The sequence below is a fragment of the Streptomyces sp. NPDC093510 genome (assembly GCF_040683555.1).
Lineage (GTDB): Bacteria > Actinomycetota > Actinomycetes > Streptomycetales > Streptomycetaceae > Streptomyces.
This window is the reverse complement of the sequence record NZ_JBFBEE010000025.1, coordinates 39645-56258: the sequence shown is the minus strand read 5'-3', so window position 1 is coordinate 56258 and position 16614 is coordinate 39645. Positions and strand designations below refer to the sequence as shown.

Here is a 16614-nt window from a genome sequence, read left to right as displayed (position 1 = left end):
GGGGAGGATGGGGGTATGTCCGATGCGTTCACCACCCGAGTCCTGCGGGTCACCACCGGTTCGGCCGAGACGGTCGTCGACCTCACCTCCGACTGCGAGACCTTCCTGCGCGAAGCGGCAGGCGGCCGCGACGGCCTCCTCAACATCTTCGTTCCGCACGCCACGGCGGGCATCGCCGTCCTGGAGACGGGTGCGGGCAGCGACGACGACCTGCTCGCCGCGCTGCACACCCTGCTCCCCGCGGACGACCGCTGGCAGCACCGCCACGGCAGCCCCGGCCACGGCCGCGACCACGTGCTCCCCGCCCTGGTTCCGCCGCACGCGACGTTGCCGGTCGTCAACGGCAGCCTGGAACTGGGCACGTGGCAGTCGGTGTGCCTGGTCGACACCAACGTCGACAACCCGGACCGGAAGGTGCGACTGAGTTTCCTGGGCTGAAACAGCGCGGGCAGGGTCAGGCGCTTCTCCTCGTGGCCGTATGGGCCAGGTCTTTCAGCGCGGTGGTGGCGCCGGCGTCGAACGGCGCGGTGTCCAGCGCCCGCAGCGCCTGCCGGCGGCGGTCGTCGATCATGCGCTCGACGGTCCGCCGGGCGCCGGTGGCCGTGCAGACGGCACGCACCTCCGCCGCGCCCGTCTCGTCCAGCAGCGGGTCGCCGAGCAGCGTGCGCAGGCGGGCGGCCTGCGCCGGGCGGGCCGCGCGCAGGGCGAGCGCGAGCAGGGTGGTGTTCTTGCCCGAGCGCAGGTCGTCCAGGTGCGACTTGCCCGTGTCCCCGACATCGCCGTACACGCCGAGCAGATCGTCGCGGAGCCGAGACGCCTCGCCGAGCGGGAGGGCGTAGGCACTGAATCCGGCCATCGCCTCGGGCCCGGCTCCCGCGAGCGCCGCACCGATGTGCAGCGGACGCTCGACGGTGTACTTGGCGGTCTTGTAGCGGTTCACCGACATCGTGGCGTCGACATCGTCCGTCAGCTCACCGGCGGCCCGCAGATCGAGGTACTGACCGGCCAGCACCTCGCTGCGCATTTCCACGATCAACGGCAGTACGGCCCGTAATTGCTGTGCGGTGAGATCCGCCGTGTGCAGGAGCTCGTCCGACCAAGTGAAAGCCAGATCGCCGAGGAGCAGGGCGAATTTGTTGCCGGAATGCTCGGCCCGGCCGGGCTCCGCCCTTTCGGCCAATGCCCGGTGCAGGGTGGGCCGCCCGCGCCGGGTGTCGCTCTCGTCCATGAGGTCGTCGTGAATGAGGGCGAACGCGTGGAACATCTCCAGTGCCGCGGCGACGCGCGCCACGCGGTCGCTGTCCCCGTGCCCGCCGGCCGCCTGCCATCCCAGCACGGTCAGCGCCGTGCGGATGCGCTCTCCGTTCGCGAGGAAATCCGCGAAGAGTTCGAGCAGATGGGCCACCCTCGTCCGCTCCGCGATGTGCTTCTTCCCCGCCAGGAAATCATCCAGGATGATGTCGACGGTCTTCCTTTCCGGTATATGGTCCATCCCTGAATTCCCCTGATCGCGGCAGTACGGTCGAGGGGTCCGCGGCGCCTGCCCCGAACCCATTCACCCGGATACTAGGCACACGTCAGCTGTTGCCCACAAGGCTTGCCGGGGACTGCTCGGGACTCAAGTCCCGCGCTAGGAAGGTATGTTAGAAACGGCTTCGGGGGTGCAATTCCAGGATCGTAATTCTGGAGACCGGTATTCCGGTGATGCCTTTCCAGGGGAATGCGTCTCCTTGCGCGGCGAGCCGTCAGGCTCCGGTGCAGTCCGGGCACACGCCCCGATAGATCACCTCGGCCGTCGAGACGCTGAAGCCGTAACGCTCGGAGGACGGCAGGTCGGCCAATGGGTCGCCGATGGGGTGGACGTCCCTGATGGTGCCGCAGCCCGAACACACCAGATGCTGGTGGGGCCGGTGGGCGTTCGGGTCGTACCGCTTGGCACGGCCGTCCGTGGCCACCTCGATCACCTCGCCGAGCGAGACGAGTTCACCGAGGGTGTTGTAGACGGTGGCGCGCGAGATCTCCGGCAGCCGGACGGTCGCCCGCGCGAGCACCTCGTCGGCGGTGAGGTGGACGTGATCACCGTCGAGCACCTCGGCGACCACGCGACGCTGGGCGGTCATCCGCCAACCCCGTCCGCGAAGCCGTTGCAGCAGGTCACTCATGGCCACCAGCCCTCACTGTGCATCGTCCGTACGAATGAATCCGCGTGCGCCTGTCTTTCGTATTGACTTGGAATTAGTCCATCGTAGGATCGGATCCGGCTGACAGCCAAGGGTCAGGGCAACAGCGTGGAACAGCACGTGACTTCACTGGATCGCCTTCCGACCCGCGTGTGCACCTGCTTCACCACCCTCAGCTCTTGAGCACCGCGATCCGCCCCCTCCGGAAGGATTTTCATGACTGAGAACCACGACGCGATCGTCACCGACCCCAAGCCGGAGGAGACGGGCGGCTGCCCGGTCGTACACCGTGCGCCGCACCCGACGCAGGGCGGCGGAAACCAGCAGTGGTGGCCGGAACGCCTCAATCTGAAGATCCTCGCCAAGAACCCCGCCGTGGCCAACCCGCTCGGCGAGGAGTTCGACTACGCCGAGGCGTTCAAGAGCCTCGACCTGCCCGCCGTGAAGCGGGACATCGCCGAAGTGCTGACGACCTCCCAGGACTGGTGGCCCGCCGACTTCGGCAACTACGGCCCGCTCATGATCCGTATGGCGTGGCACAGCGCGGGCACCTACCGCATCAGTGACGGCCGTGGCGGCGCGGGCTCCGGCCAGCAGCGTTTCGCCCCGCTCAACAGCTGGCCGGACAACGCCAGCCTCGACAAGGCCCGCCGTCTGCTGTGGCCGGTCAAGAAGAAGTACGGCCAGGCCCTTTCGTGGGCCGACCTCCTCGTCCTCACCGGCAACGTCGCGCTGGAGTCGATGGGCTTCAAGACCTTCGGCTTCGGCGGCGGCCGCGCCGACGTGTGGGAGCCCGACGAGGACGTCTACTGGGGCCCCGAGACCACCTGGCTCGGCGATGAGCGCTACACGGGCGACCGCGAGCTGGAGAACCCGCTCGGCGCGGTCCAGATGGGCCTCATCTACGTCAACCCCGAAGGCCCGAACGGCACTCCGGACCCCATCGCCGCGGCCCGCGACATCCGCGAGACGTTCCGCCGCATGGCGATGAACGACGAGGAGACGGTCGCCCTGATCGCGGGCGGTCACACCTTCGGCAAGACCCACGGCGCCGGTCCGGCGGACGCGGTCGGCGACGACCCCGAGGCCTCCCCGATCGAGCAGATGGGTCTTGGCTGGAAGAGCTCGCACGGCACCGGCGCGGGTCCGGACGCGATCACCAGTGGCCTTGAGGGCATCTGGACCGACACCCCCACGACGTGGGACAACAGCTTCTTCGAGATCCTCTTCGGCTATGAGTGGGAGCTCTTCAAGAGCCCCTCGGGCGCGTTCCAGTGGCGCCCGAAGGACGGCGCGGGCGCGGGCACCGTCCCCGACGCCTTCGACGCGTCGAAGACGCACGCCCCGACGATGCTGACGACCGACCTGTCGCTCCGCTTCGACCCGGTCTACGAGACGATCTCGCGCCGCTTCAAGGAGGACCCCGACGCGTTCGCGGACGCCTTCGCACGGGCCTGGTACAAGCTGACCCACCGCGACATGGGCCCCGTCGTGCGCTACCTCGGCCCGGAGGTCCCGAGCGAGACGCTGCTGTGGCAGGACCCGCTGCCCGAGGTGACGTACGAGAGCATCGACGCCCAGGACGTCACCGCGCTGAAGGCGCAGATCCTCGCATCGGACCTGTCGGTGTCCCAGCTGGTGTCCACCGCCTGGGCGGCGGCCTCGTCGTTCCGCGGCAGCGACAAGCGCGGCGGCGCCAACGGCGCGCGCATCCGTCTGGAGCCGCAGCGCGGCTGGGAGGTCAACAACCCCGACGAGCTGGCGACGGTCCTGAGCACCCTGGAGGGCATCCAGGAGTCCTTCAACTCGGCCCGCACGGACGGCAAGCAGGTCTCGCTCGCCGACCTGATCGTCCTCGCCGGCAGCGCCGCCGTCGAGCAGGCCGCCAAGGACGCGGGCTTCGACATCGAGGTGCCCTTCGCCCCGGGCCGCGTCGACGCGTCGCAGGAGCAGACCGACGTGGAGTCGTTCGCCGAGATCGAGCCGTCCGCCGACGGGTTCCGCAACTACGTGGGCAAGGCCAACCGCCTCCCGGCGGAGTACCTGCTCGTCGACAAGGCGAACCTGCTGACCCTGAGCGCCCCGGAGATGACCGTCCTCGTGGGCGGCCTGCGCGTCCTGGGCGCGAACCACGGGGGTGCCAAGCACGGCGTCCTGACGACGAGCCCAGGGACGCTGACCAACGACTTCTTCGTCAACCTGCTCGACCTGGGCACGGAGTGGAAGTCGACGTCCGAGGCACAGGACACGTTCGAGGGCCGCGACGCCTCGGGCGCGGTCAAGTGGACCGGCACCCGCGCGGACCTGGTCTTCGGGTCCAACTCCGAACTGCGCGCACTCGCCGAGGTGTACGCGAGCGACGACGCGAAGGAGAAGTTCGTGCACGACTTCGTCGCGGCGTGGGTCAAGGTCATGAACCTGGACCGGTTCGACCTCGTCTGATCCGGACGTCCGGGCCGGCCCCGCACGGGCCGGCCCCGCACATGGCACCAGGTCGTTGAACGCCCTGGTCGATCGCCGGTTCGGACGGGAGCCGCCGGAGCGTCTCCGCCGCCGGTCCGAGCCGCAGTTCGCTCCGGTCGGCCCCGCCGGTCCCGGTCGTGAGGTCCGTGGCGACGCCCGTCCCCGGCTACGCCACGCTCTGTCTCGCCCTCGGTTCCCCGGACAGCCGGGTCATCACCTGTGACATCTCCGACCAGGGGGCGGCCATGGCCGAGCAGGCGTGGAAGGACGCCGGGGCGAGCAGCCGCCAGAGCCTCGGCCGGCGGGACCGCGCCAGTGGGAGGCCGTGAGTATTCGGTGTCGTGACGGTCGGCCGGCGTGCAGACTCGTCGCATGGTGGACATGTGGGCGTTCCGGGACGCGGTGAGTCGGTGGGCGGCCGGTGGGCCCGATGGGCCGGCGGCTGAGCTGGCCGGGCAACTGGGGCTGCGGACAGCGGTGTTGCTGGAGGGGCCGAGCGACCTCGCGGCCGTCGAGACGCTGGCCGCGCGGCGTGGCCGGGACCTGGCCGCCGAGGGCGTGTGCGTCGTGGCGATGGGCGGGGCGATGAGCGTCGGACGCTACGCCGGTCTGCTCGGGCCGCCCGGCCTCGGTCTGCGCCTGACCGGGCTGTGCGACGTGCGGGAGCGCGGCTTCTACGACCGGGGTCTGGAGCGGGCACGCGCTTCGCGACAGGGCGTTTTCGTGTGTGCGGCCGACCTGGAGGACGAGCTCATCCGCGCGCTGGGCACGGCGAGGGTCGAGGAGATCGTCCGGGCGGAGGGCGACCTGCGCGCCTGGCAGACCCTGCGGCGCCAGCCCGCCCATGAGGGCCGCCCGCGGGACCAGCAGCTGCGGCGCTTTCTGGGCACGAAGAAGGGGCGCAAGATCCGTTACGGGCAGCTGCTCGTGGAGGCGCTGGACACCGGTCAGGTGCCGGCACCGCTCGACGATCTCCTCGCGAGCGTGTGACCTGCGCGGGCGCGCCCACAGCCGGGGTGGGGAGCGGTTTTCCGAGCGGAACGGGCGCCGTGTACGGTGGCTTCCGGCCCATAAGGCGAGCTTATGGGGTCATAAAGCAGACCCGCCTACTTACTTAGGCTTGCCTTAGCTTAGGCTTTCCCTCGAGTCACTCCATCACCGCTCGAAGGGAACCTCAACATGCCTCGCCCTCTGCGGGTAGCCATTGTCGGAGCCGGCCCCGCCGGAATCTACGCTGCCGACGCGCTGCTCAAATCCGCAGTGGCGGTCGAGCCGGGTGTGTCGATCGACCTCTTCGAGCGGATGCCGGCCCCCTTCGGTCTGATCCGCTACGGCGTCGCCCCCGACCACCCGCGCATCAAGGGCATCATCACGGCCCTCCACCAGGTGCTCGACAAGCCCCAGATCCGCCTCTTCGGCAACGTCGACTACCCGCGCGACATCAGCCTGGACGACCTGCGCACCTTCTACGACGCGGTGATCTTCTCCACCGGTGCGACGGCCGACCGCGCGCTCGACATACCCGGCATCGACCTCGAAGGATCGTACGGCGCCGCGGACTTCGTCTCCTGGTACGACGGCCACCCGGACGTGCCGCGGACGTGGCCGCTGGAGGCGGAGAAGGTCGCCGTCCTCGGCGTCGGCAACGTCGCGCTCGACGTGGCCCGCATCCTCGCCAAGACCGCCGAGGAACTCCTGCCCACCGAGATCCCCGCGAACGTCCACGAAGGTCTCCAGGCCAACAAGGCCCTGGAAGTCCACGTCTTCGGCCGCCGCGGCCCCGCGCAGGCGAAGTTCAGCCCGATGGAGCTGCGGGAGCTTGACCACTCCCCGAACATCGAGGTCATCGTCGACCCCGAGGACATCGACTACGACGACGGCTCGATCGCGACCCGACGCGGCAACAAGCAGGCCGACATGGTCGCCAAGACCCTGGAGAACTGGGCCATCCGCGACGTCGGCGACCGCCCGCACAAGCTGTTCCTGCACTTCTTCGAGTCGCCGGTCGAGATCCTCGGCGAGGACGGCAAGGTCGTCGGCCTGCGCACCGAGCGCACCGCCCTCGACGGCACCGGCAACGTCAAGGGCACCGGCGAGTTCAAGGACTGGGACCTCGGCGCGGTCTACCGCGCCGTCGGCTACCTCTCCGACGAACTGCCCAAGCTGCCCTGGGACATCGCCACCGGCACGGTTCCGGACGTGGCGGGCCGCGTGATCGAGGAGTCCGGCGACCACCTGCAGTCGACGTACGTCACCGGCTGGATCCGACGCGGTCCCGTCGGCCTCATCGGCCACACCAAGGGCGACGCCAACGAGACGGTCGCGAGCCTCCTCGACGACCGCGAGAACGGCCGGCTGCACACGCCCGCCTCGCCCGAGCCCGAGGCCGTCGACGCCTTCCTCGGCGAGCGGAACGTCCGCTTCACCACGTGGGACGGCTGGTACCGCCTCGACGCGGCGGAGAAGGCGCTGGGCGAGCCGCATGGCCGCGAGCGCGTGAAGATCGTCGAGCGTGAGGACATGCTCAAGGCGAGCGGCGCGTAAGGCCCCCCGCCCGGTCGTCAGCCGAGGTGCCCGACGGCGCCGAGGCTGACGACCTGCCGGTTGTGGAAGAAGTCGTCCTCCCGCAGCTCGGTGATGCTGCCGGAGGGCGCCCGGAAACTGACCGAGCCCAGCGACGCGTACGGCATCCTGATCCAGGCCGTCACGACGAATGTCAGGGCGAAGCCGTGCGTCACGACGACCTGGTGGGTGCGCGGACGCTCCAGGATGTCGTCCATGGCGGCGTGGACGCGCCGCGCACACTCCCCTCTGGTCTCGGCGCCCCGCACACCCTCGTGATGCCCCATCCGGTCACCATCGGCCGGCGGCGGGACGAAGCGCCGGTCCAGCCACTCCTGCGGGCGGCCCTCCGCCTCGCCGTAGGACTTCTCCCGCAGCCTGCGGTCGAGTACCGGCGCCACGCCGAAAAGGCCGGCGATCTCCTCCGCCGTCTGCCGGGCCCGTCGCAGATCCGACGAGATCACCTCCACCTCCGCGCCCCGCGGGATCTGCGCCCGCAGCGTCCGGGCGATGGCGGCCGCCGCGAGCCTGCCCGTCGGTGTGAGGTGCGAGTCGTGCCACCCGCCGACCACCTTCTCGATGTGGTGCGTCGCCTCCGGGTGGGCGATGACGTACAAGCTCCGCATCCGAGCCCGCCTTTCCGGTCGTGCCGTCGTCCTGCCGTGTCCTGTGATGATGCCGCGTGCCGGACCTGGCCTGATCCACCACGTGCGCGGACGAGTTGAGGTCCCGCCGACGTAGCATGACCATGCGGTCGGCGAGCCGGACGGGGAGCGGGGGCGGTACGGGGCAGGGACCCATGGAGCTGGGCGTGGACACGGACATGTACTACCGCTTGCTGGGGCCGGTCGAGGCGTGGCGTGCGGGCCGACGCCTCGCTCTCGGCGGGCCCAAGCCCCGGGCGCTGCTCGCGGCGCTGCTCCTGGAGCCGGGACGTGTCGTATCCGCCGAGGCCCTGATCGACGTGATCTGGGGTGACCGTCCACCGGACACCGCACGGTCCCTCATCCAGTCGTACGTCTCCGCGCTGCGCCGCGCGCTCTCCACCGACGTGATCGAGACACAGCCGCCGGGCTATCTGATCCACGCGGACGCCGAGGTCGTCGACCGCGTCGCGTTCGAGCGGCTCACGGCCCGGGGCCGGCGGGCGGCCGCCGCGGGCGACCACGCCGAGGCGGCGCGGCTGTTCAGCGACGCCCTCGCGCTGTGGCGCGGCCCCGCGCTCGGCGGGATCGGCGGGACACTGCGTGCCATGGCCGACCAGCTGGAGGAGGCCCGGCAGGCCGCCCTGGAGGAGCGGATCGCCGCCGACCTCGCCCAGGCGGGCCGCGAGATGCAGCTGGTCGGCGAACTCACCGCGCTGGTCGCCACGCACCCCACCCGCGAACGGCCGCGCGCCCAGCTGATGCTCGCCCTCTACCGGCTGGGCAGGCAGGCCGACGCGCTCGCCGTGTACGCGGAAGGACGCGACGTACTCGCCGAGGAGCTGGGGCTCGACCCTGGGCCCGGCCTGCGGTTCATGCACGAGGCCATCCTGCGGGCGGACGCCTCGCTGATCCCGGCCCGGAGCGAGGCGGCAACCTCGCGGGCCGCGGCGCCGGACGCGCGGAGCATCCCCGACCTCGAAAGCGCCGACCCCGGCGCCGGCAAGGGTGACGACGACAGCGACAGTGGCCCGGCGGCGACCCGGCCTCCGCCCGCACCCGCCCTCCTGCCGCCCGCCATCGGCGACTTCACCGGACGCGAGACGCAGCTCAGCGAGGTCAGGGCCGCCCTGACGGGACCAGGGCCCCGGCAGGCCGTGCCTGTCGTCGTCATCTCAGGACCTGGCGGCATCGGCAAGTCCGTCCTCGGCGTCACGGCCGCTCACCGGGCCGCCGACGCGTACCCCGACGGACAGCTCTACGCCGAACTGCGGGGCGCCACCGACCCCGTGGCGCCCGGCGAAGTGCTCGGCCGCCTGCTGCGCGCCCTGGGGACCGACCCTCCGGAAGGGGACGCCGAACGCAGGGACCTCTTCCGCAGCCTCGTCGCGGGACGCCGCGTCCTGCTCGTCCTCGACGACGCGGGCAGCGAGGCCCAGGTGCGGCCCCTGCTCCCGGGAAGCGCCACCTGCGGCGTGCTGATCACCGCCCGCGCCCGCCTCGGCGCGCTGCCCTGCACCCACCGCACCGACCTCGACGTGCTCGACTCGGAGCCGGGGACCGACCTGCTGGCCAAGGTCGCGGGCGAACGACGCGTACGCGAGGAGCCCGCGGCCGCCCGCCGCATCGTCGAGCTGTGCGGCGGGCTCCCACTGGCGCTGCGGATCGCCGGTGCCCGCCTCGCGACCCGCAGCCACTGGTCGGCGCGCACACTCGCCGACCGGCTCGCCGACGAACGCCACCGCCTGGACGAACTCTCCGTCGGAGACCTGGAGGTCCGGGCGGGCCTCGGCCTGAGCTACCGGGCCCTGGACGCCCCGGCGCGGACCGCGCTGCGCCGCCTCGGCCTGCTCGCCGCGCCCGACGTGGCGTCCTGGGTGGTCGCCGCGCTGCTCGACGCGCCGGAGGCCGACGCGGACCGCGTCGTGGAGCAGCTCATCGACGCCCAGCTGCTGCACTGCACCCTCGTGGACCGCGCCGGACAGCCCCGCTACCGGCCGCACGACCTGGTGCGCGTGTACGCGGCCGAACGCGCCGAGGCCGAGGACACCCCCGCCGAACGCTCCGCCGCCGTCGGCCGGGCACTCGGCGCGGGGCTCTGGCTCACCGGACGCGTCGCGTCCGCCACCCCGTCCGGCGCGGTCGAACTGCACCGAGGCTTCCTGGACTCGGGCGGGCCCGTCAGCGCGGCGGCCGGCGCCCTGCGGGAAGTCGTGCGGCCCGTCGGCCCCGAGGCCACCCGGCGTGCGCTGGCCGATCCCGCGGCCTGGTTCGAGGCCGAGGCAGACGCGTTCGCCGCCGCCGTGGAACGGGCCGCCGCCTACGACCTGCACACCCTGGCGTGCGAGGCCGCGGCCGCCCTGTGCTCGTCCGCGTACGCCGTCGGCAACCGCTTCGAGGCCTGGTGGCGCAGCCACGACGCCGCGCTGGCCGCGGCCCGGCGCGCCGAGGACCGCTCCGGAGAGGCCCTGTTGCTCATCGGCCTCGGTCAACTCCGCTACGAACAGGACAGGTTCGCCGAGTCGCAGGAGTACTTCCGGCAGGCGGCCGGGCTCTGCGCCGACCTCGGGGACGCGCGCGGCCGGGCCGCGGCCCTCGCCGGGCTCGGCAGCGCCCTGCGCGAGGCGGGGCGGCTGCGGGCCGCGCTGGACGTCCTCGGCCAGGCCGTCGACGGCTTCCGTGAGCTCCGCGACGACCCGGGCCTCGGCCTCTCCTGCCGCTTCGCGGGCACGGTCCACCTCGAACTCGGTGAACACGAGGCGGCGTTCACCCTCCTGGACGATTCGCTGCGGGCCTACCGGAGGCTCGGCAGCCGTCGCGGCGAGGCGCTCACGCTGCGCTCGCTGAGCCTCGTGCACCGCGCGCTCGGCGAGTACGCCGAGGCCGAGCGGCTCGCCGACCGGGCGGTGAGCCTCCTCACCGCCATCGGGGACCCGCTGATGTCGGCCTATGCGGTGCAGGCCAGGGCCAAATGCCGGATGCGGCTGGGGCGTTCGGCCGAGGCGGCCGTCGAGCTGCGGGGCGTCCTGGACACCTGCCGGGCCCATCGCGACCGCTTCGGCGAGGCACTCGCCCTGCGCAGCCTCGGCGAGTGCGAGCTCGCCGAAGGCCACGTCGACGCCGCCGGACAACTGCTCACCCGGGCTGCCGGGCTCTGGGACGCCCTGGACCTGCCGCTGGCCCGCGCCCGCACCCTGCGCGATCTCGCCGCGGCGCGGGAGGCCGCGGGCGCGCGGACCGAGGCGCTCGCGCTGCGCGCGGAGGCACGGGACGTCTTCACGGCGTACGAGGCCCGCGAGCGGAACGAACCCGGCCTCTGAACCAGCAGCACCACCAGACCACTTGGCGCGGATTTGCAGAGAACTTGCAGCGGGGTGCGTCAGGCTCTACGTGTCGGCGGCGCAGCAAGGCCGACAGCAACGGGGGAACCAACGGGGGACTATCGGGGGAAAGGCCACTGTTGCGCGCACGGCCCGTACGACCGAGGAAGTCGGTCGTACGGGCCGTGCGGCGCGCGGGGCCACTGCGAGGCCGGGGGACTCCGGGGGCGGGCGACGGCCCGTCCCCGGAGCTGTACCCACGACCCCCGCGCCGAGCAATCCCACCACGAGGACTTCCGGGCGCCGGGGAACGCCGCCGCCGGGAAGACTCCCGTAACAGAGGGGGCCGAGCATGCCGCCGATCATCCTCATGAGCGATCCCCGCGTCACCGACATGCCGGTCCACGACTGCGGAGAAGCCCTCGTCGACCTGCGCCACCTGCCCTTCGTGGACGTCGACGACCGTCTCGCGGACCCCGCGGGTGCCTACGCCCAGCTGCGCGAGGGCGTCACCTGGCGGCTCGCCCGCGCCGCCCGGCTGCTGCCCGAAGGGCTGCGCCTGCTGATCACCGAGGGATACCGGCCGATCGATCTGCAGGTGCAGTACTTCGAGGAGTACGCCGCCGAACTCAGACGGGCCCACCCCGACTGGCCGGACGACCACCTCCACCGTCAGGCGAGCCGGTCCCTGTCGCCGCCCGAGGTGGCCCCGCACGTGGCGGGCGCCGCCGTCGACATCACCCTGTGCACCACGAGCGGCACCGAACTCGATCTGGGCACACCGGTGAACGCCGGACCCGAGGAGAGCGACGGCGCCTGCTACACGGACACCGACCGCATCTCGGCCACGGCCCGCCGCAACCGCCGCACCCTCGTCGCTGCCCTGGCCACGGCGGGCCTCGTGAACTACCCCACGGAGTGGTGGCACTGGTCCTACGGCGACCGCTACTGGGCCCTCGCGACCAGTGCCACGAGGGCCCACTACGGAGCGGTGACCTTCCGGACCGGCTAACCCAGCGGCACGTCGAGGCGGGCGCGGCGGTGGCTGAACGTGGCGATGGAGTGCGGGCCGTGGTAGCTGCCCAGACCGCTCTCGCCGACGCCGCCGAAGGGCAGGTCGGACACGCGCAGATGCGCCATCGGCAGACCGAAGCCGAGCCCGCCGGACGAGGTCTCGGCCGCGAGGCGGCGCCGCGTCGTCTCGTTCTCCGTGAAGCCGTACAGGGCGAGCGGCTTGTCGCGGTCGTTGATGAAGGCGATGGCCTCGTCCAGGCCCTCGACCTCAACGATCGGCAGGACCGGGCCGAAGATCTCCTCCCGCATGACGGGGTCGTCCGCCGTCACTCCGGTCAGGACGGTCGGCGCGATGTAGACGTCGTCCCGGTCGGTCCGCCCGCCGAACGCCGTCGTACCGGAGCCGAGCAGGGCGGACACGCGGTCGAAGTGCCGCTGGTTCACCATGCGTCCGTACGCCGGGGAGGACTGCGGGTCGGCGCCGAAGAGACGCTCGACGGCCTCGGCGAGCGCGACTTCGAGGGAGCGCGCGGTGGCCGGGTCGGTCAGGACGTAGTCCGGTGCCACACAGGTCTGCCCGGCATTGCGGAACTTGGCGTCGGCGAGGCGCGCGGCCACCACCGCGACGTCCGCGTCGCGGTCGACGAACACCGGTGACTTGCCGCCCAGTTCGAGGGTGACCGGGGTGAGGTGCTCGGCGGCGGCGCGCATCACGATGCGGCCGACCGTGCCGTTGCCGGTGTAGAAGATGTGGTCGAAGCGCTGGGCGAGCAGCGCGGTGGTCTCCGGCACGCCGCCCTCGACGACTGCGACCGCCTCCGGGTCCAGGTAGCGGGGTACGAGGTCGGCCATCAACGCCGATGTGGCGGGGGCGAGTTCGCTCGGCTTGAGGAGGACGGTGTTGCCCGCGGCGAGGGCACCCGCGACCGGTACCAGGGACAGCTGCACCGGGTAGTTCCAGGGCGCGATGACCAGCACGGTGCCCAGCGGCTCGTACTGCGTGCCGGCCGTGGAACCTTCGGGGAGCCCGGCGAGTGACGCCTGGTCGAGCCGCTGCGGCGCCAGCCACTCGGTGAGGTGCGCCAGCGTGTGGTCGATCTCGTGGACGGGCAGGTCGACCTCGGCGCCGTACGCCTCGGGGCGGGGCTTGCGCAGGTCGCTGTGGAGCGCGTCCGCGATCGCCTCACGGTTCTCGGTGAACAGCGCGCGCAGCCGGGTGAGCTGCTCCTGTCGCCAGGCGAGCGGCCGGGTGCGGCCGGTGGCGAAGGTGGCGCGCAGCCGGGCGACCAGGTCCGCGGCCCGTTCGGTCAGGGCGGCGTCGGTGGGGGTGGTGTCGGTGGTCACAGCGGTGGTGGTCATGGGGGTCCTCAAAGGGTGGTGCTGTACAGAGTTTCCGGTGGGGCGGGGGGTGTGCCGAGCAGGCCGGCCGCGAGGGCGCCGGTGGCCTGCGGCAGCAGGTCCCGGGCGTCGGGCGCGGACTCCAGGCCGACGACCAGGGCGATGCAGATGTCGGCGGCCCGCGCGGGCCCGACCCCCGCCACCGTGCCCGCCTCGGCGAACAGTCCGGTCAGCAGGGAGCGCAGGTCCGCGGTGAACGAGGTGCAGATGTCGCCGAACAGGCGGGTCTTCTCGTCGGTCAGCTCAGCGGCGTGCGGGGAGTCACCGGCGAGCTGGAGCACCAGGTCGAGCTTGGCGGCCAGGACGCCGTGCAGCCGGTCCGCGTACGGGGCATCGGCGGTGGCGGCCTCATGGGCCCGCAGGAGCGCCTGTTCGTGGAGGCGTCCCGCGAGCCTGACGAAGGCGTCGTCCTTGCCGCGGACGTACTGGTAGACGGCCGACCGGGACACGCCCATGGCGGTGGCGATGTCGTCCATCGTGGTGCGTCGTACGCCGTACCGCTTCAGGCAGTCGTAGGCGGCGTCGAGGACCTCTTCGAGCCGGTCGGTGCCCATGGTTCAGGCCAGCTTCTTGAGCAGCTCGTCGGCGAGCGGGGCGGAGGACGCCGGGTTCTGGCCGGTGACCAGGTTGCGGTCGACGACCACGTGCGGGGCCCAGGGCTCGCCCTCCTGGAAGTCGGCGCCGCCCTGGACGAGACGGTCCTGGAGCAGCCACTCGGCGCGGTCGGCGAGGCCGGCCTGGGTCTCCTCGGCGTTGGTGAAGCCGGTGAGGCGGTAGCCCGCGAAGGAGGGGGTGCCGTCGGCGGACACGGCCGCCAGGAGTGCGGCCGGGGCGTGGCACACGATGCCGAGCGGCTTGCCCGTCTCCAGGGCGAGGGTGAGCAGGCGGCCGGACCCGGCGTCGACGGCGAGGTCCTCCATGGGGCCGTGACCGCCGGGGTAGAAGACGGCGGCGTAGTCGTCGAGCCGCACGTCCGCCAGCTCGATGGGGTGCAGGAGCTCGGTGAAGGCGGCGAGCGAGGCGGCGACCTTGTCGGCACCTTCCCGGCCGCCGTTGACCTCGGGGGCGAGGGAGCCGCGGTCGACGGTGGGGACGACGCCGCCCGGGGTGGCGACGACGACCTCGTGACCCGCGGCCTTGAACGCCTCGTACGGCGCGACGGCCTCCTCGGCCCAGAAGCCGGTCGGATGGCGGGTGTCGTCGGCCAGCGTCCAGTGATCGACGCCGGTGACTACGAACAGGATCTTCGACATGCGGTGCCTTCCGATGGACGGGCTGACGTTCTGGACTCAGACCGTCAGCGCGGTGATGTCTCCGACGGTAAATCGTCCGGGCATAGGTATCCAATGAGGAAACCGATGGGAGGTATCAGGAAACCGATGTCATGCGGCGACGGTCGGAGGCGAAGGCCGGACGGGCGGAAATTCGCTGTTCCGGCTGATCGACTCGGTGAACACTGTGCGCATGGATCTCACAGCGTCCCAGGTGTCGTCAGCAGTGTCCGAGGCGGCGCGGGAACGCGCCCTTCGCCACGTCGCGGAGCTGGCGGCGGGCCCGCCGGTGGACCCGATGCTGCGGGTGACGCTCAACTTCCATCCGGACCGCCTGGTGCACGGCAAGCCGATCCTGGACGCCATGGCCGAGGACGGTGTCTACCGCTCGCAGTTCGTCACGGGAACCAGCAACGGTGGACTGACCGCACATCCCGGCGGCGACCGGTGGCGCTGGGAGAGCCGGATCTTCGACGGGGCGTACGACGAAGCACCTGCCCAGGAGCGGCCGGTCTATGGGGCGCTGAACTTCCGCCGCGATCCGGTCGGTGGAGCCCCGCGGTTCGGCTCCGCCCACTTCCGGCTCGCATGGGACTCATCGAGCTGGCCCTCGCCGAACGCCAGGACGCACTCGACGACTACATAGAGGCGCAGGTGCACGGACCGGTGCGGCCCCGGCACCATGTGGAGGCGCTGGTTCTGGACCCCTCCTACCGAGGCACGGATGTCGAAGCGGCGGCGCTGCGTCTCGGCTGCCCCGTGGAGTGGCACCCCGGGTTCCGGCTCCCGGTCGAGGAGCTGCGCCGTCATCCCGGCTACCGCGGTCAGGCGTACGTCGACCTGGGCGCGCGGATCGCGGTCGACGGCGTACTCGACCCCCGAATCGTCGGGGACGCGTCACGTGCAGGGCGGCACGACCCCCAGGCGGTCAAGAAGGTGTGGCACTGCCTGGCGCGTTTCGGCCGGGCGCACCGGCTCGCAGACCGTCCATGACGAGGTCCATGAGGCGGCCGGCCCGTGACTCCCAGTCGCTGTGCGGGTCGATGTGCCAGAGGCCGGCGATGGCGAGCAGGAAGTCGTCGGGGGTGACCCCCGGCCGGATGGTGCCCGCTTCCTCGTTCGCCCTCAGCAGGAGCGTGACGGCCTCGGTCAGCGGGCCAGGACCCACCCCGGCCAGGCTGCCGAGCGCGCTCGTGGCCTTGCGTATCGCATCGGCGAGGCCCGCCTTGGCCATCGCGTACCGCACGAGGCGGTCCATCCACTCCCGCAGGGCCCGGTCCGGGGCGCGGGTCTCCAGCAGCTGACAGGCCGCGTCGGAGACCTGCTGGACCTCGTAGCGGTACACCTCGAGGACGAGCGACTCGCGGTTGGGGAAGTTGCGGTAGAACGTGCCCTGTCCGACGCCCGCCTTCTTCGCGATCACGCTGAGCGGCGCGTCGCTCGCGAGCGTCAGCTCCGCCAGGGCGACTTCGAGGATCCGCTCGCGGTTGCGCTGCGCGTCCGAGCGCAGGGGCGCGTCCTTGTGCCGGCCCATTCGCCCTCCTCCCGCGCATCAGGGTCCAGTTGAGCCTTGCTTAGCGGACAACTGTCCGCTAAGTTCGACGATTAACGGACGGCTGTCCGCTTAGGGTCACCATAGCGGCAGTCCAGACCGCTGGGGACCCCCCGCTGTCGGAGCGGCAGGCTCTTCCTCCCTGTACAGCGCCATTTTCTCCCGTACTTTCCCGCCGGGACCGCCTCGTTCGACGCGATTCGCGAAAGA

14 protein-coding genes and 1 pseudogene are annotated in these 16614 nt (G+C 71.8%); 8 read left to right on the top strand and 7 right to left on the bottom strand.

The genetic code is table 11. The features are described from left to right. Nucleotides 1–15 precede the first annotated feature (15 nt). Nucleotides 16–438: a secondary thiamine-phosphate synthase enzyme YjbQ gene (locus tag AB0N81_RS32510; RefSeq protein WP_365364692.1), complete on the top strand. Its 423-nt coding sequence runs from the start codon at nucleotides 16–18 to the stop codon at nucleotides 436–438. Nucleotides 439–454: 16 nt separating this feature from the next. Here the strand turns inward: AB0N81_RS32510 and AB0N81_RS32505 are convergent, their stop codons facing one another. Both AB0N81_RS32505 and AB0N81_RS32500 read right to left on the bottom strand, forming a co-directional pair. Beyond that, on the bottom strand, nucleotides 455–1492 hold the full coding sequence (locus tag AB0N81_RS32505; RefSeq protein ID WP_365364690.1) for a polyprenyl synthetase family protein: 1038 nt from the start codon (nucleotides 1490–1492) through the stop codon (nucleotides 455–457). 253 nt (nucleotides 1493–1745) lie between these two features. Next, nucleotides 1746–2162 (bottom strand): Fur family transcriptional regulator, encoded by a 417-nt coding sequence (locus AB0N81_RS32500; RefSeq protein ID WP_365364688.1) that lies wholly within the window; start codon nucleotides 2160–2162, stop codon nucleotides 1746–1748. Nucleotides 2163–2396: 234 nt separating this feature from the next. Here AB0N81_RS32500 and katG point away from each other — a divergent pair, with 234 nt between their 5' ends. From katG to AB0N81_RS32480, 4 genes are all read left to right on the top strand, one after another. Further along, nucleotides 2397–4622 (top strand): catalase/peroxidase HPI, encoded by a 2226-nt coding sequence (gene katG / locus AB0N81_RS32495; RefSeq protein ID WP_365364686.1) that lies wholly within the window; start codon nucleotides 2397–2399, stop codon nucleotides 4620–4622. 167 nt (nucleotides 4623–4789) lie between these two features. Continuing rightward, complete coding sequence (locus AB0N81_RS32490; RefSeq protein WP_365364684.1) at nucleotides 4790–4972, top strand: hypothetical protein; 183 nt, start codon at nucleotides 4790–4792, stop codon at nucleotides 4970–4972. 43 nt (nucleotides 4973–5015) lie between these two features. After that, a complete protein-coding gene (locus AB0N81_RS32485) occupies nucleotides 5016–5633 on the top strand; it encodes a TOPRIM nucleotidyl transferase/hydrolase domain-containing protein (RefSeq protein ID WP_365364682.1) in 618 nt (205 codons plus the stop codon). Between the two features lie 189 nt (nucleotides 5634–5822). Continuing rightward, nucleotides 5823–7187, top strand: a complete 1365-nt coding sequence (locus AB0N81_RS32480) for an FAD-dependent oxidoreductase (RefSeq protein ID WP_365364680.1) — start codon at nucleotides 5823–5825, stop codon at nucleotides 7185–7187. Between the two features lie 17 nt (nucleotides 7188–7204). Here AB0N81_RS32480 and AB0N81_RS32475 read toward each other — a convergent pair whose 3' ends face one another. After that, the gene (locus AB0N81_RS32475) at nucleotides 7205–7831 is read right to left on the bottom strand and encodes a histidine phosphatase family protein (RefSeq protein WP_365364678.1); all 627 of its coding nucleotides are present in this window, start codon (nucleotides 7829–7831) and stop codon (nucleotides 7205–7207) included. A 185-nt stretch (nucleotides 7832–8016) separates the two neighbouring features. Between AB0N81_RS32475 and AB0N81_RS32470 the strand changes: the two genes are divergently transcribed. Both AB0N81_RS32470 and AB0N81_RS32465 read left to right on the top strand, forming a co-directional pair. Beyond that, complete coding sequence (locus AB0N81_RS32470) at nucleotides 8017–11169, top strand: BTAD domain-containing putative transcriptional regulator (RefSeq protein ID WP_365364676.1); 3153 nt, start codon at nucleotides 8017–8019, stop codon at nucleotides 11167–11169. 352 nt (nucleotides 11170–11521) lie between these two features. After that, complete coding sequence (locus tag AB0N81_RS32465) at nucleotides 11522–12181, top strand: M15 family metallopeptidase (RefSeq protein WP_365364674.1); 660 nt, start codon at nucleotides 11522–11524, stop codon at nucleotides 12179–12181. Here AB0N81_RS32465 and AB0N81_RS32460 read toward each other — a convergent pair. Genes AB0N81_RS32460 through AB0N81_RS32450 form a run of 3 tightly spaced genes read right to left on the bottom strand, consistent with a single transcriptional unit; the run spans nucleotide 12178 to nucleotide 14834 of the window. After that, a complete protein-coding gene (locus AB0N81_RS32460; protein WP_365364672.1) occupies nucleotides 12178–13542 on the bottom strand; it encodes an aldehyde dehydrogenase family protein in 1365 nt (454 codons plus the stop codon). The genes AB0N81_RS32465 and AB0N81_RS32460 overlap by 4 nt on opposite strands. An 8-nt stretch (nucleotides 13543–13550) precedes the next feature. Continuing rightward, the gene (locus AB0N81_RS32455) at nucleotides 13551–14135 is read right to left on the bottom strand and encodes a TetR/AcrR family transcriptional regulator (RefSeq protein WP_365364670.1); all 585 of its coding nucleotides are present in this window, start codon (nucleotides 14133–14135) and stop codon (nucleotides 13551–13553) included. A 3-nt stretch (nucleotides 14136–14138) separates the two neighbouring features. Continuing rightward, nucleotides 14139–14834: a type 1 glutamine amidotransferase domain-containing protein gene (locus AB0N81_RS32450; RefSeq protein ID WP_365364668.1), complete on the bottom strand. Its 696-nt coding sequence runs from the start codon at nucleotides 14832–14834 to the stop codon at nucleotides 14139–14141. 211 nt (nucleotides 14835–15045) lie between these two features. Here AB0N81_RS32450 and AB0N81_RS32445 point away from each other — a divergent pair. Beyond that, nucleotides 15046–15845, top strand: a pseudogene (locus tag AB0N81_RS32445) (DUF3626 domain-containing protein). Here AB0N81_RS32445 and AB0N81_RS32440 read toward each other — a convergent pair. Next, nucleotides 15781–16386 carry a TetR/AcrR family transcriptional regulator gene (locus tag AB0N81_RS32440; RefSeq protein WP_365364666.1) on the bottom strand — a complete coding sequence of 202 codons (606 nt, stop codon included), beginning with the start codon at nucleotides 16384–16386 and terminating at the stop codon, nucleotides 15781–15783. The pseudogene AB0N81_RS32445 and the gene AB0N81_RS32440 overlap by 65 nt on opposite strands. Between the last annotated feature and the right edge of the window lie 228 nt (nucleotides 16387–16614).